22 protein-coding genes are annotated in these 22,049 nt (G+C 72.7%); 12 read left to right on the top strand and 10 right to left on the bottom strand.

What is annotated here, in order from left to right; translation table 11 throughout:
* Positions 1–253: 253 nt before the first annotated feature.
* Positions 254–457, top strand: coding sequence for a hypothetical protein (locus tag ASG32_RS21545; protein WP_128083351.1), 204 nt, complete (start codon positions 254–256; stop codon positions 455–457).
* 368 nt (positions 458–825) lie between these two features.
* On the opposite strand, the gene chrA is transcribed toward ASG32_RS21545, so the two are convergent.
* On the bottom strand, positions 826–2,001 hold the full coding sequence (chrA, locus tag ASG32_RS21540; RefSeq protein WP_020094873.1) for a chromate efflux transporter: 1,176 nt from the start codon (positions 1,999–2,001) through the stop codon (positions 826–828).
* Positions 2,002–2,524: 523 nt separating this feature from the next.
* On the opposite strand from chrA, the gene ASG32_RS34555 reads away from it, so the two are divergent.
* The 9 genes from ASG32_RS34555 to ASG32_RS21495 all read left to right on the top strand — a co-directional run bounded on the left by ASG32_RS34555 (position 2,525) and on the right by ASG32_RS21495 (position 12,438).
* Positions 2,525–2,797: a heavy-metal-associated domain-containing protein gene (locus tag ASG32_RS34555; protein ID WP_056530506.1), complete on the top strand. Its 273-nt coding sequence runs from the start codon at positions 2,525–2,527 to the stop codon at positions 2,795–2,797.
* Positions 2,794–3,243 (top strand): hypothetical protein, encoded by a 450-nt coding sequence (locus ASG32_RS21530; RefSeq protein WP_056530504.1) that lies wholly within the window; start codon positions 2,794–2,796, stop codon positions 3,241–3,243. Before ASG32_RS34555 ends, ASG32_RS21530 begins: the two co-directional genes overlap by 4 nt.
* An 86-nt stretch (positions 3,244–3,329) precedes the next feature.
* Positions 3,330–5,066 (top strand): efflux RND transporter periplasmic adaptor subunit, encoded by a 1,737-nt coding sequence (locus ASG32_RS21525; RefSeq protein WP_056530501.1) that lies wholly within the window; start codon positions 3,330–3,332, stop codon positions 5,064–5,066.
* Positions 5,067–5,077: 11 nt separating this feature from the next.
* Positions 5,078–8,227, top strand: a complete 3,150-nt coding sequence (locus ASG32_RS21520) for an efflux RND transporter permease subunit (RefSeq protein ID WP_056530499.1) — start codon at positions 5,078–5,080, stop codon at positions 8,225–8,227.
* Between the two features lie 42 nt (positions 8,228–8,269).
* Entirely contained in the window at positions 8,270–8,635 is a 366-nt protein-coding gene (locus ASG32_RS21515) for a hypothetical protein (protein WP_020094869.1), read from the top strand.
* A gap of 22 nt (positions 8,636–8,657) precedes the next feature.
* Entirely contained in the window at positions 8,658–9,050 is a 393-nt protein-coding gene (locus tag ASG32_RS21510; RefSeq protein WP_056530497.1) for a DUF305 domain-containing protein, read from the top strand.
* Positions 9,051–9,287: 237 nt separating this feature from the next.
* On the top strand, positions 9,288–9,845 hold the full coding sequence (locus ASG32_RS21505) for a MarR family transcriptional regulator (protein WP_056530495.1): 558 nt from the start codon (positions 9,288–9,290) through the stop codon (positions 9,843–9,845).
* A 56-nt stretch (positions 9,846–9,901) separates the two neighbouring features.
* Positions 9,902–10,621, top strand: a complete 720-nt coding sequence (locus ASG32_RS21500) for a DUF4166 domain-containing protein (RefSeq protein WP_091927613.1) — start codon at positions 9,902–9,904, stop codon at positions 10,619–10,621.
* The gene (locus ASG32_RS21495) at positions 10,618–12,438 is read left to right on the top strand and encodes an SDR family oxidoreductase (protein WP_056530494.1); all 1,821 of its coding nucleotides are present in this window, start codon (positions 10,618–10,620) and stop codon (positions 12,436–12,438) included. The genes ASG32_RS21500 and ASG32_RS21495 overlap by 4 nt, the downstream gene beginning before the upstream one ends.
* Here ASG32_RS21495 and ASG32_RS21490 read toward each other — a convergent pair.
* The 6 genes from ASG32_RS21490 to ASG32_RS32775 form a co-directional block, all read right to left on the bottom strand.
* Positions 12,423–13,655: a DUF3095 domain-containing protein gene (locus ASG32_RS21490; RefSeq protein ID WP_082557993.1), complete on the bottom strand. Its 1,233-nt coding sequence runs from the start codon at positions 13,653–13,655 to the stop codon at positions 12,423–12,425. The two genes, ASG32_RS21495 and ASG32_RS21490, sit on opposite strands and share 16 nt — an antisense overlap.
* Before the next feature lie 353 nt (positions 13,656–14,008).
* Positions 14,009–14,335, bottom strand: a complete 327-nt coding sequence (locus ASG32_RS21485) for a hypothetical protein (protein ID WP_056530492.1) — start codon at positions 14,333–14,335, stop codon at positions 14,009–14,011.
* 219 nt (positions 14,336–14,554) lie between these two features.
* Positions 14,555–15,451 (bottom strand): class I SAM-dependent methyltransferase, encoded by an 897-nt coding sequence (locus ASG32_RS21480; RefSeq protein ID WP_244492101.1) that lies wholly within the window; start codon positions 15,449–15,451, stop codon positions 14,555–14,557.
* A 333-nt stretch (positions 15,452–15,784) separates the two neighbouring features.
* The gene (locus ASG32_RS21475) at positions 15,785–17,401 is read right to left on the bottom strand and encodes a GMC family oxidoreductase N-terminal domain-containing protein (protein ID WP_056530486.1); all 1,617 of its coding nucleotides are present in this window, start codon (positions 17,399–17,401) and stop codon (positions 15,785–15,787) included.
* A gap of 510 nt (positions 17,402–17,911) precedes the next feature.
* Positions 17,912–18,178, bottom strand: coding sequence for a hypothetical protein (locus tag ASG32_RS21470; protein WP_056530483.1), 267 nt, complete (start codon positions 18,176–18,178; stop codon positions 17,912–17,914).
* Between the two features lie 796 nt (positions 18,179–18,974).
* Positions 18,975–19,358, bottom strand: a complete 384-nt coding sequence (locus ASG32_RS32775; protein WP_042672250.1) for a hypothetical protein — start codon at positions 19,356–19,358, stop codon at positions 18,975–18,977.
* Between the two features lie 335 nt (positions 19,359–19,693).
* On the opposite strand from ASG32_RS32775, the gene ASG32_RS21460 reads away from it, so the two are divergent.
* On the top strand, positions 19,694–20,089 hold the full coding sequence (locus ASG32_RS21460; RefSeq protein ID WP_020094856.1) for a TIGR02300 family protein: 396 nt from the start codon (positions 19,694–19,696) through the stop codon (positions 20,087–20,089).
* A gap of 52 nt (positions 20,090–20,141) precedes the next feature.
* Here the strand turns inward: ASG32_RS21460 and ASG32_RS21455 are convergent, their stop codons facing one another.
* From ASG32_RS21455 to ASG32_RS21445, 3 genes are all read right to left on the bottom strand, one after another.
* Positions 20,142–20,387, bottom strand: a complete 246-nt coding sequence (locus ASG32_RS21455; RefSeq protein WP_244492099.1) for a hypothetical protein — start codon at positions 20,385–20,387, stop codon at positions 20,142–20,144.
* A gap of 117 nt (positions 20,388–20,504) precedes the next feature.
* On the bottom strand, positions 20,505–20,765 hold the full coding sequence (locus ASG32_RS21450; RefSeq protein WP_020094854.1) for a hypothetical protein: 261 nt from the start codon (positions 20,763–20,765) through the stop codon (positions 20,505–20,507).
* A gap of 191 nt (positions 20,766–20,956) precedes the next feature.
* A complete protein-coding gene (locus ASG32_RS21445) occupies positions 20,957–21,637 on the bottom strand; it encodes a hypothetical protein (protein WP_107351986.1) in 681 nt (226 codons plus the stop codon).
* Positions 21,638–21,783: 146 nt separating this feature from the next.
* Here ASG32_RS21445 and ASG32_RS21440 point away from each other — a divergent pair, with 146 nt between their 5' ends.
* Complete coding sequence (locus ASG32_RS21440; protein WP_020094852.1) at positions 21,784–22,035, top strand: hypothetical protein; 252 nt, start codon at positions 21,784–21,786, stop codon at positions 22,033–22,035.
* Positions 22,036–22,049: the final 14 nt, after the last annotated feature.

Below are 22,049 nucleotides of genomic sequence, written 5' to 3'. Positions count from 1 at the left end.
CGCGCGTGACGCATGCGGGTGGTCTCGCGACGGTCCGCCTCCGCGCGGTGATCCAGGGTCGCGGACGTTGCCGGCGCGCCTGTTCCCGACCCGAGGCCGGCTCTCGCGATGTCCGCTCCGCGTCGTTCCGACCTGCCGGCCCGCGGGATCGGGCCCATGGCCGTGCCTTGCCGCGACCCGCGATGAATCGGCATCGTCCGAGGGGCCGGTCTCGCTGCGCGCTGGATCGAACAGCGGCCGGGTGACGTTCCTCATGGCCTACATCGCCCAGACAGGAGGAACGCTCATGCGAATTCGCTATCTGCTGCCGCTCGTCGGCTTGCTCGCGCTCACGGCCTGCAAGGACGAGAAGAAGGCCGAGACCCCCCCGCCGCCTCCGCCTCCCGCCGGCACGGCGCCGGCGAACCCTGCGCCTCCGGCCACGACGACGAACCCGGCTCCCGCCAACAAGCCGTAGCCGAGGCGCCTCGAAGGTGGCGGGCCCTGTGACGCATTCCAGGCCCACAGGGCCCGCCCATCGCGACCGGGGCCGACGCCGCTGCCGCCGGCGATGCCGCCGGTCTGGGCGCGCAGCCGAAGCGAAGCTCCGCGACGGGGACGGGGCAGTTCCGTTCCGCACCGCGATCCGGCGCAGCGTCAGCACCGCCTGCTCCGCGCTCGTCTTCCGACCGCGCCGCATGTCCGGCTCCCTCGGTCGAAGCCGATCCTCTCGCTCGCACCGGCCAGGACGGGTCCAAGTCGGTCGGGTCCAGGTCGGTCGGGTCCAAGTCGGTCGGGTTCAGGTCGGCCGGGTCGAGCGGGCCGATCGGGTCAGGGCGGCTCCGGTCAGAGCGAGGCGAGGGCGACACCGCCCAGGGCCGTGAGCGCGACGACGATCCACGGCGCCACCCGACCGACCGTCAGCAGCACGAACGCCAGCACGGCCACGGCGAAATCGCGCGGGTTGCCGACCGCGCTGCTCCAGACGGGATCGTAGAGCGCGGAACCGAGGATTCCGACCACCGCCGCGTTGGTCCCGCGCATCGCAGCCTGGGCCAGCGGACGCGTCCGGAACGCGTCCCAGTAGGGCAGCGTGCCGTAGACCAGGAGCACGCCCGGCAGGAAGATCGCGACCAACGCGATGGCCGCGCCGACCACGCCGTGGGGCGACGGCCCCGCGACCGCGCCGAGGTAGGCCGCGAACGTGAACAGCGGGCCGGGCACGGCCTGGGCGGCGCCGTACCCGGCGAGGAAGGTGCCGGGGCCGACCCAGCCCGGCGCGACCACCTCGGCCTGCAGCAGCGGCAGCACCACGTGGCCGCCGCCGAACACCAGGGAGCCGGAGCGGTAGAAGGCGTCGAACAGCGCCAGGCCCTGGGATGGCAGGCCGGCGACGAGCAGATGGGGCACGACGAGGAGCAGGGCGAAGGCGACCAGCGCCGCGGCGCCGGCCCGCCGGGACACTGGGACCGCGAGGTGCCCCGCCTGCGCCTGCGGTGCCGCCCGGCAGAGGACGAGCCCGGCGAGGGCACCGAGGGCGATGGCGCCGAGCTGCCCGACCGAGCCCGCGACGAACACTGTGAGGAACAGGGCCGCCACCGCGATGCCGGCGCGCGGCCGGTCCGGTGCCAGGGAGCGGGCCATCCCCCAGACCGCCTGCGCGACGACCGCCACGGCGACGAGCTTGAGACCGTGGATCACGCCGTCGGCGACCGGACCCGACAGGGCCGCGGCGCCGTAGGCGAAGGCCAAGAGCAGCAGGGCCGAGGGCAGCGTGAACCCCGCCCAGGCGGCGAGCCCGCCCAGGAGGCCGCCGCCGCGGAGCACGCCGAGCGAGAACCCGACCTGGCTGGAGGCGGGCCCGGGCAGGAACTGACACAGCGCCACCAGGTCGGCATAGCCGCGCTCGTCCAGCCACCGGCGCCGGGTGACCAGCTCGTCGCGGAAGTAGCCCAGGTGCGCGATGGGGCCGCCGAACGCGGTCAATCCGAGCTTGAGGAAGGCGCGGAAGACCTCTCCCACGGAACCGGGCGCGCGTGCGGACGCGGACTCGGGCCGCCCGGGCTCAGCGGACGATGAGGCGTCGGTCATGGGCGGCCTGGGTCCGGGCGTGTCGCGAAGGGGCGGGCGTGGCTGGCGTCCAACGACCGGCCCCGGGCACCTCGGGGTCGAGCCGCGTCCGGATGCCGTCCGGGAAGAACACCGCCGGGCGTATTACCAAGCTTACCACCTGGCCTACCAGCAGGCGCACCAGGATGACCCAACCGGTTTCCGCGGTTCGCGGGCGGCCGTGCCGGGAGCGCGTCCGTCACGTCCTCGCGAACAGGCGGAGCGGCGCTGGGGCGCTCGCGGGACTGATCCGCTCCGCTCGTGGCGGGCGAGGCCGGGCGCGGGACGAACGGCGCAGGATACCATCCCGGCCGGGCGGGATGGCACCGGACGAGTCTCGGCCTGCGATGGGCGCGAAACTGGGCAAACCTCGGGCCTTGACCTTCCAACGGTGGGAAGCCCCATCTCGTTCGGACGCCGTCGGGAGGAGAGCCACATGGTCCGCTTCGAGGTCGGGAAGACGGGGCGCGGCGGCTGCGCCGGGTCCGTGACCCGCGCCGTGCAGGCCGTCGCGCCCGGCGCCCGGATCGAGGTCGACATAGAGGTCGACCTGGCGACGAAGCGCGTCACCGCGGCCTTCTTCCCGGCCGAGCCCGTGCTCGCGGCGGCCCCAGGGGACGCCGCAGCGACCGGAATCGCACGTCGGCATCCACGTCCCGGCCGCGGACATGGTCCCGCCGCCAGAACCGGTGTAATCCCGTACCCATGAGCCCGGACCGGCAGATCCTGCGCCTGATGGCGGCGATGATCCTCGCGATCATCGCCTACGTCGCGCCGTCCGCCGCCCAGGCCCACGAGGGCCATGCCCACCACGGCCACCGCGCGGCCGCGGCGCAGCCGAGGGCGGTCGCCCCGGTCGCCGCGTCCGTACCGGTGACGCCCGCCGCCCGGTCGGCGGCGCCGGCATGGTCCAAGGTCGCCCGCGCCACCGTCGCGGCGGCGCGCGTCGAGCCGACCGAGGACGGGTGCTGTCGTCCGGGCCGCGAGACCCGCTGCTGCGGGACGATGGCCTGCTGCGCCACCGGCGTCCTCGGGGGGCCCCCTGGCCTGTCGCCGGACCTGTTCGGCGCCGTCACGCTGGTCCCGGGCGACGTCGCCGGCCGCACCGGCCTCGGCCCCGAGGCCCTGCCCGAGCCCCCACGAACCCGCGCGTGAGATGAGGCGCGCCCGAGGCGCGCGACGCCCGAGGTGCGCCCGCCAGTGGCCGCGCCCGGCATCCCCATCGCGAGGATACCGTTTCCATGTCGACCCGTCTTGCCGCCGCCCTCGGCGCGGTGGCGCTGCTCGCCGCCGTCCCGGCGGGGCCCGCCCGCGCCCACGAGGGCCACGACCACGGCGCCGCCCAGCCCCCCGTCTCGAAGACCATCGCCCCGCGCGGCGAGGCCTTCTCCGACGCCTTCGAGCTGGTCGCCATCCCGCGCGACGGCACCCTGACCCTGTTCCTCGACCGCTTCCGGACGAACGAGCCGGTGACCGGCGCGACGATCGAGGTCGAGACCCCCGAGGGCCCGAGGACCGCCAGCGCCACGCCCGGGGGCGGCTACACGCTGCCGGCCCCGTGGCTGTCGAGGCACAGCCGGCACGACCTCGTCGCGACGGTCACCGCCGGCGACGCGGTCGACGTGCTGCCGGTCACGGTGACCGTGCCGGCCGATGCCGGCGCCGCAATTCCCGCCGAGCCGGCCGCGGCACGGGCGGCGCTCGCGCGCGTCTCGGAGGTCGCCCGCGGCGTCCGCCAGCGCCTCGGCGCCGGGGACCCGATCCTGGTCGGCGCGGTCGCCGTCGCCTTCCTGCTCGGCGTCCTCGTCACCGCCCTCGCGCGGGGCCGCCGCGGCGTCCCGACGGCGGCGCTGATCGCCGTCGGCATCACCCTCGTTCTGGGCACCGCCGCCTTCGCGCACGGCGACGACGACCGCGAAGCCCCCCCCGTGCAGGGGGCCGCGCTGACCGGGACGCGCCCGGCCGCGCCGTCCGCGTCGGATCTCGCGCAGCGCCTGCCCGACGGATCCGTCTTCGTGCCGAAGCCCACCCAGCGCCTGCTCGCCCTGCGCACGACGGTGACCGAGCGGGACAGCTTCCACCGCTCGGTCGAGCTGCCCGGCCGCATCATCCCGGACCCGAACGCCAGCGGCGTCGTGCAGTCCTCGGTCGGCGGTCGCCTGTCGCCTCCGCCCTCGGGACTGTTCCCGCGCCTCGGCACGCGGGTGCGCAAGGGCGAGGTCCTGGCCACGGTCACACCGCCGATCCAGGCCGTCGACGTCTCCGACATGCGCCAGACGCAAGGGGATCTCGACCAGCAGATCTCCATCGTCGAGCGCCGGGTCGACCGCTACAGGCGGCTCGCCCTGACCGGCGCCGTGGCCCAGACCCAGCTCGACGACGCCCTGGCCGAGCTCAAGGGCCTGCAGGACCGACGGACGGCCCTCGACAGGATCAGGCGTGAGCCGGAACCGCTCGTCGCGCCGGTCGACGGCGTCGTCGCGCAGGCCGCGGCGGTGGCCGGTCAGATGGCCACCCCCGGGCAGATGGTCTTCCAGGTCGTCGACCCGGGCCGCCTCTGGGTCGAGGCTCTGAGCTTCGACGCCCTCGCGGCGGCGCAGGACGCCACGGCACGGCTCGCCGACGGCCGGACCCTCAAGCTCGCCTACCAGGGTTCGGGCCTCGCCGACCGCAACCAGGCCATTCCGGTGCAGTTCGCCGTCCAGGGCGACGCCTCGGGCCTGCGGGTCGGGCAGTTCGTCACCGTGCTCGCCGGGACCGACACCGAGCAGGCCGGGCTGGCGCTGCCGCGCGCGGCGGTCGTGCGCGCGGGGAACGGGCAGGACGTCGTCTACGAGCACACCACCGCCGAGCGCTTCGAGGCACGGCCGGTCCGCGTCGAGCCCCTCGACGGCGGCCGGGTGCTGGTGGCGGAGGGGGTCGGGCCCGGCACGCGGGTCGTGACGCAGGGCGCCGAACTCCTCGACCAGGTCCGCTGAGGAATCCGCCGATGTTCACCGTCCTCGTCGGACAATCGGTCCGCAACCGCCTGCTCGTCCTCGCGCTCGCCGCGGTGCTCGTGCTCTACGGCGCCTTCACCGCCACCAAGCTGCCCGTCGACGTCTTCCCCGACCTCAACAAGCCCACCGTCACCATCATGACGGAGGCCGAGGGCTACGCGCCCCAGGAGGTCGAGCAGCTCGTCACCTACCCCATCGAGACCCGGATGAACGGTCTGCCGGGCGTCACCCGGGTGCGCTCGGTCTCGGGCGTGGGGCTGTCCATTACCTACGTCGAGTTCGACTGGGGCACGGACATCTACCGGAACCGGCAGCAGGTCGCGGAGCGCCTCGCCCTGGTGCAGGACCAGCTGCCCCGGGGCGTGACCCCGGTCATGGGCCCGATCTCCTCGATCATGGGCCAGATCCTGCTGGTGGCGGTCACGGGCGACACCGCGACCCCCATGCAGGTGCGCGAGGTCGCCGACTTCACGATCCGGCCGCGGCTGCTGACCATCCCGGGCGTCGCGCAGGTCATCCCCATCGGCGGCGAGGTGCGCCAGTTCCGGGTCAGCCCGAACCCGGCCGCCATGCGCGCGCTCGCCGTCACGAACGCGCAGCTCGAGGCGGCGCTCGCCCGGTTCGGCACCAATGCCGGCGGCGGATTCACCGACCAGAACGCGCGCGAGTACCTGATCCGGAACATCGGCCGGACCATGAGCCTCGACGACCTGCGCAGCCTGGTGGTCGCGACGATCAACGACGCGCCCGTCCACCTGAGGCAGGTCGCCGAGGTCTCGTTCGCCGCGAAGGTGAAGCGTGGCGACGCCGGCTACATGGCGCGACCCGCGGTCATCGTCTCGGTCGAGAAGCAGCCGGACGTCGACACGGTGCGGCTCACCCGCAGCATCGAGACCGCCCTGAAGGAGATGGGCCCGACCCTGCCGTCCGGCATCAGGGCCGACCGAGTCCTGTTCCGCCAGGCCGATTTCATCGAGACCTCGATCCGCAACGTCGCGCGCGTCCTCGTCGAGGCCGTGCTGGTGGTGGCGGTGGTGCTGTTCGCCTTCCTGCTGAACGTGCGGACGACGGCCATCTCGCTGCTGGCCATCCCGGTCTCGGTGCTGACGACCGCGGCGGTGTTCCACCTGTTCGGGCTGTCCATCAACACGATGACGCTCGGGGGGCTGGCCATCGCCATCGGCGAGCTCGTCGACGACGCGGTGGTGGACGTGGAGAACATCTACCGACGGCTCGGCGACAACCGGCGGGCGGCCAACCCGAGAGGCGTGCTCCAGGTGGTGGTGGAGGCCTCGAACGAGGTCCGCTCGGGCATCGTCTACGCGACGCTCATCATCATCCTCGTGTTCGTGCCGCTCTTCGCCCTGTCGGGCATCGAGGGACGCCTCTTCGCCCCGCTGGGCGAGGCCTACATCATCTCCATCCTGGCGAGCCTGCTCACCTCCATCACTCTGACCCCGGCGCTGGCGTCCCTACTGCTGCCCGGCCTGAAGACGCTGGAGGAGCACGACAGCCGTCTCCTGAAGCGGCTCAAACGCGGCAACGCCGCCCTGCTGCGGGTCGCATTCCGGCACCAGGGCCTGCTCGTCGGCACGGTCGCGGTCGCGGTGGTCGCCGCCGGCGTGGCGGCCTGGACCCTGCCGCGGGCCTTCCTGCCGCCGTTCAACGAGGGCTCGTTCACGGTCAACATGACCTTCAACCCGGGCATCTCGCTCGCCGAGAGCAACCGGGTCGGGCTGATCGCCGAGAAGCTGCTGCTCGACATCCCGGGCGTGAGGACGGTGGGCCGCCGCACCGGCCGGGCCGAACTCGACGAGCACGCCGAGGGCGTCCATGCCTCCGAGATCGAGGTGGCCCTCGACGCGGGTGCCGAGCGCCCGAAGGAGGCGCTGGTCGCCGACATCCGCGGACGCCTCGCGGCCCTGCCGGTCGCCGTCAACGTCGGCCAGCCGATCTCGCACCGGCTCGACCACATGCTCTCGGGCGTGCGCGCCGAGATCGCGCTCAAGGTGTACGGGGAGGATCTCGACGCCCTGCGGCGGGTCGCGAACGCCCTGCGCGACCGGATGGCGGCGATCCCCGGCCTCGCCGACCTGCAGGTGGAGCGCCAGGTCCGCATCCCGCAGCTCGAGGTCCGCGTCGACTACACGCGGGCGGCCCTCTACGGGGTGCAGCCCGCGGCCGTGATCGAGCAGATCAGCCGCCTCTCGAACGGGCGCGTGGTCTCGACGGTGGTCGACGGCGTGCGCCGCTTCGACGTGGTGCTGCGCCTGTCCGAGGACCGCCGGACCACCGCGGGCCTGGGCGACCTCCTTCTGGAGACGCCCTCGGGCTGGGTGCCGGCGCGCCAGGTGGCCGACATCCGCGAGACGGACGGGCCGAACCAGATCCTGCGCGAGAACGCCCGGCGCCGCATCGTGGTGCAGGCCAACACCGACGGCGGGCGCGACATGGCCACCGTCGTGGCGGCCATCCGCGAGGCGGTGGCGAAGGAGCCGCTGCCACCGGGCTTCTTCACCAGCCTGGAGGGGACCTTCCAGGCGCAGGAGGAGGCCAGCCGGACCATCGCGGTGCTCTCCGCGGTGTCCCTGGCGCTCGTCTTCGCCATCCTGTTCAGCCGCTACAGGTCGGCGGCGCTCGCCCTGATCATCATGGGCAACGTGCCCCTGGCGCTGATCGGCTCGGTGGTCGCCCTGTGGCTGGCCGGGCAGCCGCTGTCGGTGGCGTCGATGATCGGCTTCATCACGCTGACCGGCATCGCGGCGCGCAACGGCATCCTGAAGATCAGCCACTACCTGAACCTGTCGCTGCACGAGGGCGTGCCGTTCGGGCCCGACCTCGTGGTGCGCGGCAGCCTGGAGCGGCTCACCCCGGTGCTGATGACGGCGCTCGCCGCCGGCGTCGCGCTGGTGCCGCTGCTCTACGACCCGGCGAGCCCGGGCAAGGAAATCCTGCACCCGGTGGCGGTGACGATCTTCGGCGGCCTCGTCAGCGCGACGCTGCTCGACACCGTCCTGACCCCCGTCCTGTTCCTGCGCTTCGGCCGCGCGCCCCTGGAGCGGCTGCGCGCCCTCCACGCCGACACGCCGGCCCACCCATCCCCGGACGGCGCGCGCCCGCGCCCGGCCGAGGCCTACTGACCCGCACAACCCAACTGATCCGCACAACCCAGGAGAACCGGGATGATTCTACCGAGACTGGCCCTGATCGCCGCCCTCCTCGCCGCGTCCGCCGTCTGCGCCCACGAGACCGCCGGCCAGCACGGCGGCCGTGTGACGGATGCCGGCAGATTCCACGTCGAGCTCGTCGCCAAGGGCGAGGCCGTCGACGTGTTCCTGTCCGACGAGGGCCAGAAGCCGGTCCCGGCCGCCGGCTTCAAGGGCACCGCCATCCTCGTCGTCGGCGGCAAGCCGACCCGCGTGCCGCTCGAGCCCGCCGACGGCAACCGCATGACCGGCAAGGCCGCGACCGCGCTCGGCGCGAGCCCCAAGGGCGCGGTGCAGCTCACCGGCCCGGACGGCGCGACCGCCAGCGGCAAGTTCAACTGACCCCACCGGGAGAGAACGATCCATGACGCACCTCCGCACCCTTCTCGCCGCCGCCCTGCTGTCGACCGGGCTGGCCGGGGCGGCCCTGGCGCAGGGCATGCACGACCACGGCTCCATGTCCGGCAAGGACATGGGCTCGATGAAGCCGAACCCGAAGGACGACGCCGCGACCAAGGCGTTCAAGGCCGCCGACACGGCGATGATGAAGGACATGGACGTCCCCTACACCGGCGATGCCGACGTCGACTTCCGCAGGCACATGATCCCGCACCACAGGGGCGCGGTCGCCATGGCCAAGGTCGCGCTGACGCACGCCAAGGATCCGGCCACCAAGGCGATGGCGCAGAAGATCATCGACGATCAGGAGAAGGAGATCTCCGACATGGAGGCGTGGCTGAAGCGGCACGGCCAGTAGCCGCCCGCGCCGGGACCGGAGACCGGGGCGGTCCCGACCCGCCCCGATGGAGGTGCCTCACCCCGCGCCGGAGCGGGGCGAGGCGCCCCCGCGCCTGACGCGGGCGCCGTTCCCGGTGAGGCGCGGGACAAGATGCCCGGTCCCGCCCTGGCGGCGCGACCGGGCCCCGGCCGAGCGTCGACAGCCCGCGATCCCGGCCGCTTGACAGCGCGTTCGTTCTGGTCTGTTATTTCTGTCATGACAGAAATAACAGACATGCCGAGTCCCCTGCCGGCCGCGGTCGAGCGCTTCGTGCTGCACTGGGGCGATCTGGGCGGCCAGTGGGGCGTCAACCGCTCGGTCGCGCAGATCCACGCGCTCCTCTACCTCTCCGAGCGCCCTCTCGCCGCCGAGGACATCGCCGGCATGCTCGGCATCGCGCGGTCGAACGTCTCGAATTCCCTGCGCGAGCTGCTCGGCTGGAACCTGATCCGCCGCGTGCCCGTGATGGGCGAGCGCCGCGACCACTTCGCCGCCGAGACGGACCTCTGGGAGATGGTCACGCGCATCGCCGCCGGCCGCAAGGAGCGCGAGATCGATCCCGCCATCGCGGCCCTGCGCGCCTGCGTCGCCGAAGCGGACGCGGACCCGGCGCTCGGGGCGGTCGCCAAGCGGCGCCTGCGCGCGATGCTCGACTTCACCGAGTCGATGGAGCGCTGGTACGGCCAGATGCTCAACGTGCCCCGGGGCACGCTGGCCAAGCTCATCCGGCTGGGCGGCCGGATCGTGAAGTTCCTGCCGGCCAAGGCTGAGTGACGATCCGAGGGTCGTCTTCAGGGAGCCGGACCGATCGAGGGGCCCAGGTGACCGCGATGGGACATGTCCGTCGAGCCGATGCGGGGCCGTCCCGCGCGTTCTCCCCCGCCCGGTCGCTCACCGAGCCGGGCGACCTGCTGGACCTGCGCTTCCGGGCCCTGATCCCGGAACGCGCGTGGGCGAGCCTGTCGCCGGCCGTGCGCCGCCGCTTCGGGAAGCGGCTCGCGCAGGGGGCGAGCGCGGTCTATGTCGGCCACGTCGTCGCGATGGACGTCAGCCGCTTCGGCTGGCTCGTCGCGCAGGCGACGCGGCTGGTCGGCGGCCCGCTGCCTCTGGAACGCCAGACCGGCCGCGCCGGCGTCGTCACCGTCACCGAGGACCCGGATGGCGGCGGTCAGGTCTGGACGCGGCTGTACGCCCGCGCCTCCGGCTTCCCGCAGGTGATCCACTCGGCCAAGCGCTTCGCCGGTCCCACCGGCCTGGAGGAGCATGTCGGCGCCGGCGTCGGCATGAGCCTCACGGTGGCGGTCGAGGACGGGGCGCTGACGTTTCGCAGCCACCGCTACTTCATCGCCTGCCTGGGGCGCCGCCTGCACCTGCCGGGCTGGCTCACCCCCGGTGCGCTCACCGTCACCCACGCCGATGCCGGCGGGGACGCGACGCCGGGCGCCTTCCGCTTCATCCTCGACATCGCCCACCCCTGGTTCGGGCGGCTGATCCACCAGGAAGCGGTCTTCCAGGACGCCGAGCCGGCGGGGCAGGGAGAGGCGGCGTGAGCACGGTCCTGGTCTTCGGCGGGTACGGCGGCTTCGGGGCTCGCCTGTCGCGGCGGCTCGCGGCGGCCGGTCACGACGTGGTCGTCGCCGGCCGCCGCCTGGCGCGGGCCGAGGCGTTCTGCGCGGCCCATCCCCCGTGCCGTCCCCTTCAGGCCGACCGCAATGGTGCCGTCGCGCCCCTGCTGGAACGCGTCCGTCCCGACCTCGTGATCGATGCGGCCGGCCCCTTCCAGGGCAGCGGCTACGATCTGCCCCGGGCCTGTATCGCCGCGGCGATCCCGTACCTCGATCTCGCGGACGGCCGGGCGTTCGTGACCGGCATCGGCCAGCTCGACGCCGCCGCACGCGCGGCCGGCGTCGCGATCCTCTCCGGTGCATCGAGCGTCCCCGCCCTGTCCGGTGCCGTCGCCCGTCGCCTGGCGCAGGGGATGGAGGCGGTCACCGCCGTGGAGATCGCGATCAGCGCCTCGAACCGCGCGACCGCCGGGACGTCGGTCGCCGCGGCCATCCTGAGCTATGTGGGCCGGCCGATCCGGCTCTGGCGCGGACAGCGCTGGTCGGCGGCTGTCGGCTGGCAGGCGTTGCGGCGCGAGCGCTTCGCCCTGTCCGACGGCGCGTCCCTCGGCCGCCGCTGGCTGGCCCTGGCGGACGTCCCGGACCTCGACCTCCTGCCCGATCGGCTTCCGGGCCGGCCGGCGGTCAGCTTCAGGGCCGGGACCGAACTCGCGGTGCAGACGATCGGCCTCTGGTGCGCGAGCTGGCCGGTGCGCTGGGGCTGGATCCCCTCCCTGCAGGGGCTCGCGCGCGGGCTTCTCCTGGCGCAGCGGCTGACCGCGCGCTGGGGCTCGGATCGGTCCGGCATGGTCGTCCGGATGTTCGGCACGGCCGCAGGGCGCCGCGTCGAACGGCGCTGGACCCTCCTGGCGGCCGACGGTCATGGCCCGGAGATCCCGGTGCTGCCGGCGGCGATCCTGGCCGAGCGGATCCTGGAGGGTGCGATCGCGCCCGGGGCGCGCGACGCCGGGACCGCGCTCGACCTGTCCGATTTCGAGCCGAGCTTCGCGCGCCTGTCGATCCGCCACGACGTGCGGGAGTCGGGACAGGCCGATGCGCTCTACGCGCGCGTCCTGGGTCCGCGCTTCGCCGAACTCGCGCCGCGCGTCGCGGCCCTGCACGGCGTGCTGCGCGAGGCGGGGGCGCACGGCCGCGCCGTCGTGCGACGGGGCCGCCACCCTGTCGCGCGCGGCCTCGCGGCGCTCCTCGGATTGCCGGTCGCGGGCGCGCACGATCTCCACGTCGGCTTCAGCGAGACGCGCGGGGTGGAGCGCTGGACGCGCGCGTTCTCCGGTCGCCGGTTCACGAGCGCGTTCTCCGAGGAGCGCGGCTGCGTCGTGGAGCGGTTCGGCCCGCTCCGCTTCAGGTTCGACCTCGCGCCGGAGGGCGGCGGCCTGCGCATGGTGCTGCGCGGCTGGTCCGTCGCGCGGCTGCCCCTGCCGCTGGCGCTCACACCCCGCACCGCCGCCCGCGAGTGGGAGGAGGCGGGGTTGTTCCGCTTCGACGTCTCGATCGCCCTGCCACGCGTCGGGCTGGTGGTGCATTACCGCGGCTGGCTCGACACGGACGATCGCGCGGGCCGTCGATCCGGCTTGGTCCCGGGCGCAGAGCCGACCGCGCCGCCTCGGAGCGGACATCCGGCACAGGGCCCATCCCGGCCACCCGGCGGGGATCCCGGGCCGGTAACGGCCCTGCCGATCGCGTCATCCCGCGCCCCGTCCCGCAGCGGGCATGGTCCCGAGCCGCGTCACGGGCGGGTCTGAGCCGAGGCACCGCCATCGGCCGCGCGACCCTTCAGATTCGCGGCCGCCGCGGCATAGCCGCCACCGGCACCGTCGATGAAATGCATGTGCCCGCTGCCGGGGACCGGAGGGCTGATGCAGGTCAACTGCGCAGCCGACTGGCGCTGCAGGCCGAAATGGCAGATCCCCTGCGCCTCCGCGCCGGCGAGCTCCGCCTCGAGTCGATCGGCGAAGGCGCGGGTGCAATCCAGCGTCATCCGCAGCGCGTCATCGTACTTGCGGAAATCTGTGTTGCCCACGATCTCGCGCCGCAGAACGGCGGGATCGAACGCGCCGACCCGCACGCCCGTGCGGTAGATCAGGTATTCCGGTATCGATCGCGCCGCGAGGCGGAGCTTGGCCCAGGAGCGGCTCCTGCGAGAGCCCGGCATCGCCCGCAGTTCGAGGTCCAGTCCCGCCCACGGTCCGCGCATCTCCGGTCCCGCGTCCTGCATCGGACGCGCGACCTCGGCGCTGATCTCGAGCCTCTGCAGGACCTCCTGCACGAGTTGCCGGAAGGCCGGCGCGTCGCCGCTGTGCTGGGGCACGAGCATGAGCGAGAGCATCAGCTCGTGCCGGGGACGGATCTCCTGCCAGCGGCAGGAGAGGCCGGTCAGGTCGGGCTGGGTGCCGGCCTCGGCCGGTGCGATAGCGTGGTCGCCGGCCTTCATGGCCGCCTCTGCCCAGGGCAGCCCACCTCCGCTGAACATGGCATAGGAAACGTGGGCGCTGGGCGCGTAGCGCGCCACGCGCACGTCGAGCGCGCGATCGCGCACGGCCGAGACCGGCACGAGAGCGGTGCGCAGCTCCAGTTGCAGCGCCTCGCGGACCCAGCTGGCCGTCGCCGCCAGCGCGTCTCTCGCGGCGTCTGCGTCGTCCGGGGCGACGGCGAAACTGGCCCCGTCGCCGCCGAAGACGAAGGGGAATTCGCGCCGGCCGAGTGCGTTGGAGACCGCCGTGATGATGGCTGCGCCGGCCGCATTCACCGCCTTGTAGCGGCCAAGCCCGATCTGCTGCCGAGAGCCGACGACATCGGCCACGCCGAGCCACCAATCCGCGGGCAGGGGCCGGTAGAGGCCTGGATCCATGAGGCTGGAGAAGGCGGTGAACCGGGGCAGGCGGTCGTAGAAATCCGGGGCCGCGCGGCGTGTCGGCGGTTCGCGTTCCTGACCTGCACCCATCGATGTCCCCACCGCCATCGCCCTGCTCCTCGGCGCAGCGCCAGGGCGCCGTGACGCGCCCGGATCGCGTCACCGATACCATCCTCGGTGAGACAACCCTCACCACGCTCTCGTGCCGCCCTCAAGCGAGGGCGGCACGAGAGGTCCGAATTCGCGGCCGCTACGAGCTGTCGCTCGATCCGCGGCCGATGCGGCTCGGATCACGAGAGTCGGGCGGCATCCCCGGGACGGATGGGGCTGGGGTCGCCGTCACGAATCCCGTCGTCGGAGCGAGGGGTTGCGGGATGGAGTCGGTCAGCCGGCCGCCGCCGCGCGTGCAGCGGCGGCCGATCGCGTGACGGAAACGCGATCCGTCGAAGATGGTCGCTCAGCTAGCCGCACACGCGCTCATGGCCGAAGAAGACAGGATTGTAGATCGCGCGGCAGTCGCCGAAGTTCGGGCCGAGGAAGGAGCTGTTCGCGGGATAGCCCCAGCTGAACCCGCCGAAGCGCCGACGGAATCCACGGTGGTAGAAATGGCGATGGTGACCGAACCCGCCGTGCCTGAAGCCTCCGTGCCCGAACCCGCGATGGCCGAAGCCTCCGTGTCCGAAACCGCCACGGCCAAACCCGCGGGCGTCGGCACTGGCGGCACCACCGGCCAATGTCGCGGCCGCGAGACCCGCCACCATCAACATCTTCGTCGAGATCATCTTCATCGTGCGTCTCCCTGTTGGGGTGAAGGCACTCTGCCGCCGACCGATGGCCGGTCGCTGTGATCCCGGTCACAGAAGCCCGGACGCGGGGCTCGACGCGGGATCCCTCGCGGGGGCTCGGGTGCGCGCTTCGACCGAACTTCGACCGGTTGGGACGACCGCGAACTCGGACGCCGCGGCGGGCAGGCGGTCCGCGCCGTTGGCCGCGCGCGTGCGATCGCTCTACGCGCGCTGCCCCATCACGAGCGTGACCGGCTGGCCCGCACAGGTCTCGACCGCGGTGAAGGCGCGTGCGCGGAGTTCAGCCTCCATGTCCGCGCCTTCCCACAGATGTCCGCCGCTGCGGGCCAGCCGCAGGGCAGCGAGCGCGGCGGCCGCGGGATCCGCCGGCGGAGCGTAGAGTCCGACCACCAGATACCCCCGCGGCTCGAGGGCAGCCGTGAGCCGATCGAGCGCTGTTCGGGCCGCGTCCCGGGAGAGGAAGGGTGCCGGAAGCCACGTCAGCGAGTAGCCTGCCGAATCGTCGAACCGCGTCACATCCTGCAGACGGAGTTCGATACGGCCGTGAAAGGGGCTCGCCGCCACGTTCGCGCGCGCCAAGGCCAGGGCCGGCTCCCAGATGTCCAGGCCAACGACCCGCAGCGAGGGCCAGTGTGCCGCGGCCTCCAGCGCGATGCCGCCCACGCCGGTGCCGACATCCAGGAAGCGCCCGGTGAGTGCGGCCGCGAGCGACGGGCGCTCGGTCGACAAGGCCGCCAGGCGCCGCACGACGCTGCGCGACGCTTGGCCTTGAGCCTGCAACATCGCGGGATCGCGAACCTGCCAGACCGGCTGCCGCTCCGGGTGATCCAGCAGATCCCGCGCCTCCTCGAGCGCGTGGGTGACGGATGCCAGGAGCGCGGACACCTGCTCGGGTTCGAGCTCACCGAGGCCGCCCGGGATGACGGCGGCGACCACGTCGCGCAGTCGGCGCGCCACCTCGGGATCGACCGCCCGCGCGCCTTCCCGCGCGTCTTCCTTCGCGTCTTGCCGCAATCGCAGGGCCGCACCGATCGCGGCCAGGCCTCGCGCCGCGTTTCCCATCGCGCGCAGCGTGTGTTCAATCGTGTCGATAGCCATCCGCGACCGCCGAAGTGATGATCGCCACGACGCGCCGTGGCACCCGAACAGGACGGCCCGGCATCCTCGGAAAGAGGCCGGGCAAGGATCCGCGGTGTCTTTCCCGGCCGTGAGCCCGTGGATCACCCACCCGGGCGCTCCTCGACAGCGGCTCAGGGGATCTCAGCGCTTCCGGCCGTCACACGCGGCCTGATCGGGCCGTCCGCGACGCGCGGTGCGTCGCGATTCCGGGGACGGGATCGACGCCCGGCTCGGCCGGTGCGATGTCCGCGCGACGGGGCGTCCTGAGCGAGCCCTCCGGTCCGCCGATCGTGCTCGCTGCGGCGACGGGCGTTACAGGCCGTTCGCCCGCTTCAGCATCTCGGCGGCCCGTTCGCCGATCACCGCGCACGGCGCCTGGGTGTTGCCGGTGGTCACGCGGGGCAGGATCGAGGCGTCGGCGACCCGCAGGCCGTCGATGCCGTAGACCCGGAGCGCCCCGTCCACGACCGCCAGCGCGTCGCGGCCCATCCGGGCGGTGCAGCTCTGGTGCCAGTAGGTGACGGCGGCATCGCGGATGTAGTTCGCCATCGCCGCGCCGGACAGCGGACCCGGCATGGCCTCCGCGCGCACGTACGGGCGGAACGCCGGCGCGTTGCCGAGGGCGCGGCAGAGGTCGACGCAGGCCGCGGCCGCCGTCACGTCGGCCGGGTGGGACAGGAAGTTCGCCTCGATGACCGGCGGCGTCGCCATGTCGGCGCTGCGCAGCCGCAGGCGGCCGCGGCTGGCGGGCTGCGCGAGGCCGGCGAACATCGTCCAGCCGTGGGCCGGAACGCCGCGCGCCGCGGTCTGCTCGCTCGGAACCGGAAACTCGACCTGGCAGAACAGCAGGTCCGGCGCCGAGAGGCCGGGCCGGCTCGTCCAGTACAGGGTCGCCTCGCTGCCGCTGTTCCGCGGCGCGATCGGGTCGGCATATTCCCAGGTGCAGCCGAAGGACACGTGGTCCTGAAGGTTCTGTCCGACGCCGGGCAGGTGCTGCACCGACGGGATGCCGAGCGCCCCGAGCTCGTCCCGGTCGCCGATCCCCGAGAGCATCAGCACCTTGGGTGTGTGGATCGCCCCCATCGACAGGACGGTCTCGGCACGCGCGCCGACCGTCCGGACCGCGCCCGCGTGGACGAACTCGACCCCCGTGGCGCGGCGGCCGTCGAAGGTCACGCGGCGGACGAGCGCGTCCGTGAGGACGGTCAGGTTGGGGCGGTCGAGCCAGGGATGGACGTAGGCGCGGAACAGCGAGACGCGCCGGCCGTCGCGGACCAGCATGTCGGTGATCGCCGCGCCGCCGGGCCCCTCCATCATGCGCCCGTTGGGGTTGTCGAAGGTCGGGATGCCGAGGTCCCGCGCGGCGTCGAGCAGGGCGTGGGCCACGGGGCTGGGATCGGAGGCGGGCTGCACCCAGACCGGACCGCCGCTTCCGCGATGCGCCGGATCGGGGGCGCCGCGCCAGTTCTCGATGCGCCGGTAGATGTCGAGGACGCTGTCGTAGCCCCAGGCCGCGTCGCCGGCCTCGGCGGCGAAGGCGTCCCAGTCGCACCGGTGGCCGCGCGCCCAGACCATCACGTTGACGCTGGAGCCGCCGCCGAGGCCCTTGCCCATCGCCATGGAGAGCGTGCGTCCGTTCAGGTGGGCATTCGGCTCCGCGCGAAAGCCCCAGTCCCGCGCCCCGCCGAGATTGGTCGGCCAGAGGGCGGGATCGAGCACGGCCTCGGCGTCGTCCGAGCCGCCCGCCTCGAGCAGGAGCACCTGCACCTCGGGGTTCTCCGCCAGCCGCCGCGCGACGACCGACCCGGAGGCGCCCGCGCCGCAGACGACGAAGTCGTAGGCCGGTTTCAGGTCGGCGGTCAGCCGGGCCTGGTTCTCCCCCGCCCGCCGCGCGAAATCGGCCCGGTCGAGGGCGTCTGAAATGCTCATGATCTGGAAGGTCTCACCTGTAGCAGCGGATCGGAACGATCTCGGTCAATCGAGGATCGGGCAGAAAACTCCGACGCTCACGTCTCCGCGCTCCAGCAATCGCCTCGTCGGGATTGCCGGAACATCAGTGGCGCCGCGATCGGGCTGCCGCGCGAAGCGGCGCGCACCCGGCGTTCGACGCGCGGATCGATAACGCAATGCTTCTGTTGCAGGTGGATTTCGGCGCGTGACCGCGCGCGTTACATGGGACACGGTTTCTCGTCCGCGCCACAAGCCGGCGAGCGGGCAGGTCGGATCGGCGGATCGAGCGGCAGGACACGCGAAAGCGGCGAGGCTCGCACCCCGCCGCTCGCGTCAGTCTCGTTGTCCGTTACCGGGTGGCCGCCGGCATCCTGCCGGGTTCACAGGCCCATCAGCACGCCGGCCGAGCCGACGACGGTCATCATGAGGCCGCCCAGGAAGGCGCCGATCATCGCGTAGGAGAAGGCCTTCAGCATCGTGTCCCCGACCTCAGCAGCGGTTGCCGCCGGCGGTCTGGCCGTACTGCTTGACCGGGAAGTTCTGCTGGTTGGCATTGCCCTCCGCGGCCGAGCTCTGCGGGCAGGTCCAGGGGTCGCGGTCGTAGCGGCCGCCGAACGGGGCGCCGAACGAGCCCGTGGTTTCGACATCGTAGGGCGTGGAGCCAGTCCAGGCAGGACGATCGTAGGCCATGGCGGACGAGATCGGAGCTACGGCGAGCATGAGAGCGGTGATGGTAGCGGCGATACGGGTCTTCATAGGCTAATTCTTGCTCCTTTACGCAGTGCAGTCCGAGACTTACGGCCCATTTCATCTTGCGTGACACTGATATGGGGGCGATTGTCTCGGAGCGACGTGCCGCTGCGCACGCGGCGTCCGGGATTAATCGCGCTGGCGGCGCAGCTGTGACCGCGCGTGACCAAGCTGTCTTCGCCGCCGGCGTCGCGGCCGCCCGGCAGACTGCGCTCACGAAGGCCCGCTCATTGAACCAGACGCGTGCTTCAGGTCTTCCCTCCATGCCGAGGCGATCCATCTCCGCCGAGGCATGGAGGAGCTCTATGCGCATTCTCGTTCTCGCCGCGCTCGCAGGTGTCGGCCTCGGCGTCCTGGCCGTCCCCGCCTCGGCTGTTCCCGCGGGCCCCGCGACCGGCCTCTCGTCGCCGTCCGACATGCTCACCGACGTCCGGATGAGGCGCCATCACGTGCGGCGACATTCGATGTCGCGGGTCCAGCGGCGCTATCCGGGTGCGAGCTTCGTCCGGAACAAGACCCCCGGCTCTGCGGGCGGCAGCAGCCGGGGTAACGGCGTTACCGGCAGCTACGCCGCGCCCAGCGGACGGTAGGCCCCCACGCTCGCGCAACGCGGCCGGACCGGCCGGCCGCGGCGGGCCCCGCGCGCGCCATAGCCGTCACCAAATTCCTGCGCGCGCGCGGGACCGGGGGCGGCAGACGGCGCAGGCGGGATGAACCCCCGCGGCCGGCGATCCCGCCGATTTCCGGTTCGTGCCGGCGCCCGACGCCCGTGCGGGCGGATGGTGGCGGATGCGTCGGGCTCTCAGCGCGCCAGTCTCGCGGGGAGCACCGTCGGCGCCGGGCTCGACGCGTTCGACGCCGCGAACGACGCGACGAAACCGGCGAGGGAGCGCACATTGTCCGGCTGCCGCGGGTCCCGAGCAACCGCGGCTGCCTCGCGTTCCAGCCGAAGGTTACACGCCTTTGTCGGAAGTCCGATATCCGGCGTGCAGGCGTCGTGGCGGGCGCAGGCTGCGTCGAGGGCGTCGATAGGCGGCAGAGGCGCGTTGTTGCCGGGGCCGCAATAGTTGCCGTGGATGAGGAACTTCGGCCCGCCATTGGCGGCCGGCTGTGCCAGGGACGGCGTGGCCCACGCGGCGGCGAGGCAGACGGGGGCGACGAGGCCTATGACGGTGCGAGTCAACATGGTGGAGACCCTCCAGCACCTGCGCCGCACAAATCCCATCGGCGATGACGGTGCGAGACACGATTAAGCACCACACATCACGGCGCGACGTGCTCCGGAGCACCACCCCTATTTGGATGACGTCCTACCCGCATCGCGGAGATCGGCATCACGGAGGTCGGGCCCCGCCGCACTCTCCCCCTCTGCCTCCTCTGCCGATCGCGTGTCGGCACCTCTGTCGTTCAGACACGCCTCGCTCGGCGCGAAGAGGCGGGGCATCGGGCTGCCGACTGTGGTAGACATCACCGCATGCTCGCTGGCGATCCAGCGTCTCACGGCCTTCAGGGAGAGTCTCAGTGGCGCGTCCGGACCTCGGCACGAAGCGTATCTGCCCGACGACGGGGAAGAAGTTCTACGATCTCGGCAAGAATCCCGTGATCTCGCCCTACTCGGGCGAGGTCGTGCCGATCGCTGCCGCGACATCGTATTCCAGGGGGAGCGCTCCCGTCGTCGCGCGCAAAGAGGCGCCGAGCGACGAAGAGGACGAGACGGAGGGCCCCGAACTCGTCTCGCTGGACGAGGTCGAGGCCGAGGAGGCCGAGAAGGACACGGACAGCAACGCTGAGGATGACGACGCGCTCGACATCGAGGACGACGGGGAGCAGGTCGACGACGACAACCTCGTCGTCGATGAGGACGATGACGACACCAGCGATCTCGTCGAGGTCAACGACGACGATGACGACCAGTAGGCCCGCACGCCGCCGCCGGTCGTCCGGCGGACAGGCGCGGGTGGCCGCAATCTCAGTCGCTGTTTGATCGGGTGGTGGGGCGGCTCATGAGCAGGGCCGCCCGCACCGCCATGCGGCGCGACGGCTCGTCGGACTCGGTGTCGACCACGATCGCGGGCGCGAAGGGGTGGGCCGCGACGGCCGCCGCGAGATCGAGCACGTGGTCCGGACCGATGGCGTGATCCTGGGTGGTCGGTTCTGCCAGGTAGGCGTCGACAGCGGCGCCGACATCTTCGATGGCGATACGCTCGGCGGTCACCAGATCCCAGAGCGTGGCCTCAACTGACATCCGCGGCGTATCGCACCTCGCGCGAGAGCATGCAACAATGTAACAACGGCTGGCTCGCGGCGCCGGCAGGCCAGCGCGTCCGCGGGATCAGGGCCCGTCGCGCAGGGGACCGATGCAGGCCGCAACCGGGTGGCCGGCCGGCGCGAAGTGATCCAGGAGCCGGTCCCCGGACCACAGCTCGGCCAACAATCCCTCGGCCAGCCTGTCGGCCTGATGCCTGGCCTCCGCGTCGTCGCGGGCTCGGATGAGGACCGTGCCGCGGTCGCTGCCGTCCGCGCCGAACCGGTGCAACCGGTAGGCCGAGCCGGAGCCTCGGCGTTTCCCGGGGAAATCGATGAGGTCGGCCATCGCGGGCTCACGGCTCCGTAGGAGGGGGCACGCGTCCCCCAAGCCGCCGGAACCTGAAGTCTGGCCGATCCGGCGACGGATCGAGTGTAAGAGGGCCGGGACGCGAAGGATAGAGTGCGAAGGACGCCCGCTCGCTGCCGAGGCAAGGCTGTCCAGGCCGGAACGCGGCCCAGATCGATGTTCAGGAAGGGTCAGACCGTCGGGCCGGCGGCGGTCGCGATCCACACCACGTGCCGCGGGCCGCTGCGCCCGTTCGCGTGGGGGCGAACCTCTTCGACGGCGAAACCCGAGCGCTGGAGGCGCGCCTTGAACTTGCGGTCGGGATTGGCCGACCAGACGCCGAGCACGCCGCCCGGCCGCAGCGCCCGCCGCGCCGATTCCAACCCGTGCTTGCCGTAGAGGCGATCGTTCTCCGGGCGCACGAACCCTTCCGGTCCGTTGTCGACATCGAGCAGGATCGCGTCCCAGGCGGCCGGGCCGCACCGGATAAGTTGCTCGACATCGGCTTCGCGCAGATCGACGCGGGCGTCGTCGAGGCAGCCGGCGAAGACGCCCGCGAGCGGTCCGCGCGCCCAAGCCGCGACCGTCGGTACCAGTTCGGCGACCGTGACGCGCGCCTCGGGCTCGAGGTTGCGCAGGGCCGCGCGCAGGGTGAACCCCATTCCGAGGCCGCCGACGAGCACCCGCGCCGCGCCCCGCCCGCGCACCCGGCCGCAAGCGAGGATCGCCAGCGCCTCCTCGGAGGCCCCGCGGGTGCTGTTCATCAGCTCGATCGTGTCGGCGACGATGGAGAACTCGTGGCCCCGCTGCATCAGGTGCAACGGGGTCCCGCCGGGAACGAGGCCGGTGTCGATGTGCATCCAAGATGTCACAGGCGTCCCTCTGTGGGCCGGCGCCATGGATATTCCGGCAGACGGGAAGGATGGGTTATGAGACGCGCTCCTGACCGCGCGTCGCGCCTGCAAGACGCAGGGGCCGCGACCGCGTTCGCCTCGTCCGAGAAGCCGGCATACCCCTCATGGCCAAGCGTACCAAGTCTCTGCCGAAGGTGCAGGGGTTCGTGCTGTTCGACGTCACCTACGCCGACGGCAGCCGCGCCTCGAATCGGCGCGTGCCGGCCGAGATCCTGGGCGGCCTCGACGGCGATGAGCCGGCACGCACTCTCATCACCGAGCAGGAAGAGGAGATCGCCCGCAAGTCGGGGAGACCGATGCGGGAGATCGAGAGCCTGACGCGGTCACCTGCCCCGAGCTCGAAGCCCGATCTGTGACGAGCGGCCCCGAT

This window comes from Methylobacterium sp. Leaf361, from assembly GCF_001424445.1.
Taxonomy (GTDB): domain Bacteria; phylum Pseudomonadota; class Alphaproteobacteria; order Rhizobiales; family Beijerinckiaceae; genus Methylobacterium.
Note: the sequence above shows the minus strand (reverse complement) of the source record. Positions and strands in the feature narration are given on the sequence as shown.

Excerpts from the sequence above, each read along its gene's own strand:
- ASG32_RS21520 (WP_056530499.1), top strand. The coding sequence starts at position 5,078 with ATGTTCACCGTCCTCGTCGGACAATCGGTCCGCAACCGCCTGCTCGTC.
- ASG32_RS21490 (WP_082557993.1), bottom strand. The coding sequence starts at position 13,655 with ATGGCGGTGGGGACATCGATGGGTGCAGGTCAGGAACGCGAACCGCCG.
- ASG32_RS21475 (WP_056530486.1), bottom strand. The coding sequence starts at position 17,401 with ATGAGCATTTCAGACGCCCTCGACCGGGCCGATTTCGCGCGGCGGGCG.
- ASG32_RS34555 (WP_056530506.1), top strand. The coding sequence starts at position 2,525 with ATGGTCCGCTTCGAGGTCGGGAAGACGGGGCGCGGCGGCTGCGCCGGG.
- ASG32_RS21485 (WP_056530492.1), bottom strand. The coding sequence starts at position 14,335 with ATGAAGATGATCTCGACGAAGATGTTGATGGTGGCGGGTCTCGCGGCC.
- ASG32_RS21470 (WP_056530483.1), bottom strand. The coding sequence starts at position 18,178 with ATGAAGACCCGTATCGCCGCTACCATCACCGCTCTCATGCTCGCCGTA.
- ASG32_RS21440 (WP_020094852.1), top strand. The coding sequence starts at position 21,784 with ATGGCCAAGCGTACCAAGTCTCTGCCGAAGGTGCAGGGGTTCGTGCTG.
- ASG32_RS21450 (WP_020094854.1), bottom strand. The coding sequence starts at position 20,765 with ATGGCCGACCTCATCGATTTCCCCGGGAAACGCCGAGGCTCCGGCTCG.
- ASG32_RS21505 (WP_056530495.1), top strand. The coding sequence starts at position 9,288 with ATGACAGAAATAACAGACATGCCGAGTCCCCTGCCGGCCGCGGTCGAG.
- ASG32_RS21500 (WP_091927613.1), top strand. The coding sequence starts at position 9,902 with ATGGGACATGTCCGTCGAGCCGATGCGGGGCCGTCCCGCGCGTTCTCC.
- ASG32_RS21510 (WP_056530497.1), top strand. The coding sequence starts at position 8,658 with ATGACGCACCTCCGCACCCTTCTCGCCGCCGCCCTGCTGTCGACCGGG.
- ASG32_RS32775 (WP_042672250.1), bottom strand. The coding sequence starts at position 19,358 with ATGTTGACTCGCACCGTCATAGGCCTCGTCGCCCCCGTCTGCCTCGCC.
- ASG32_RS21480 (WP_244492101.1), bottom strand. The coding sequence starts at position 15,451 with ATGGCTATCGACACGATTGAACACACGCTGCGCGCGATGGGAAACGCG.
- ASG32_RS21530 (WP_056530504.1), top strand. The coding sequence starts at position 2,794 with ATGAGCCCGGACCGGCAGATCCTGCGCCTGATGGCGGCGATGATCCTC.
- ASG32_RS21525 (WP_056530501.1), top strand. The coding sequence starts at position 3,330 with ATGTCGACCCGTCTTGCCGCCGCCCTCGGCGCGGTGGCGCTGCTCGCC.
- ASG32_RS21545 (WP_128083351.1), top strand. The coding sequence starts at position 254 with ATGGCCTACATCGCCCAGACAGGAGGAACGCTCATGCGAATTCGCTAT.
- ASG32_RS21515 (WP_020094869.1), top strand. The coding sequence starts at position 8,270 with ATGATTCTACCGAGACTGGCCCTGATCGCCGCCCTCCTCGCCGCGTCC.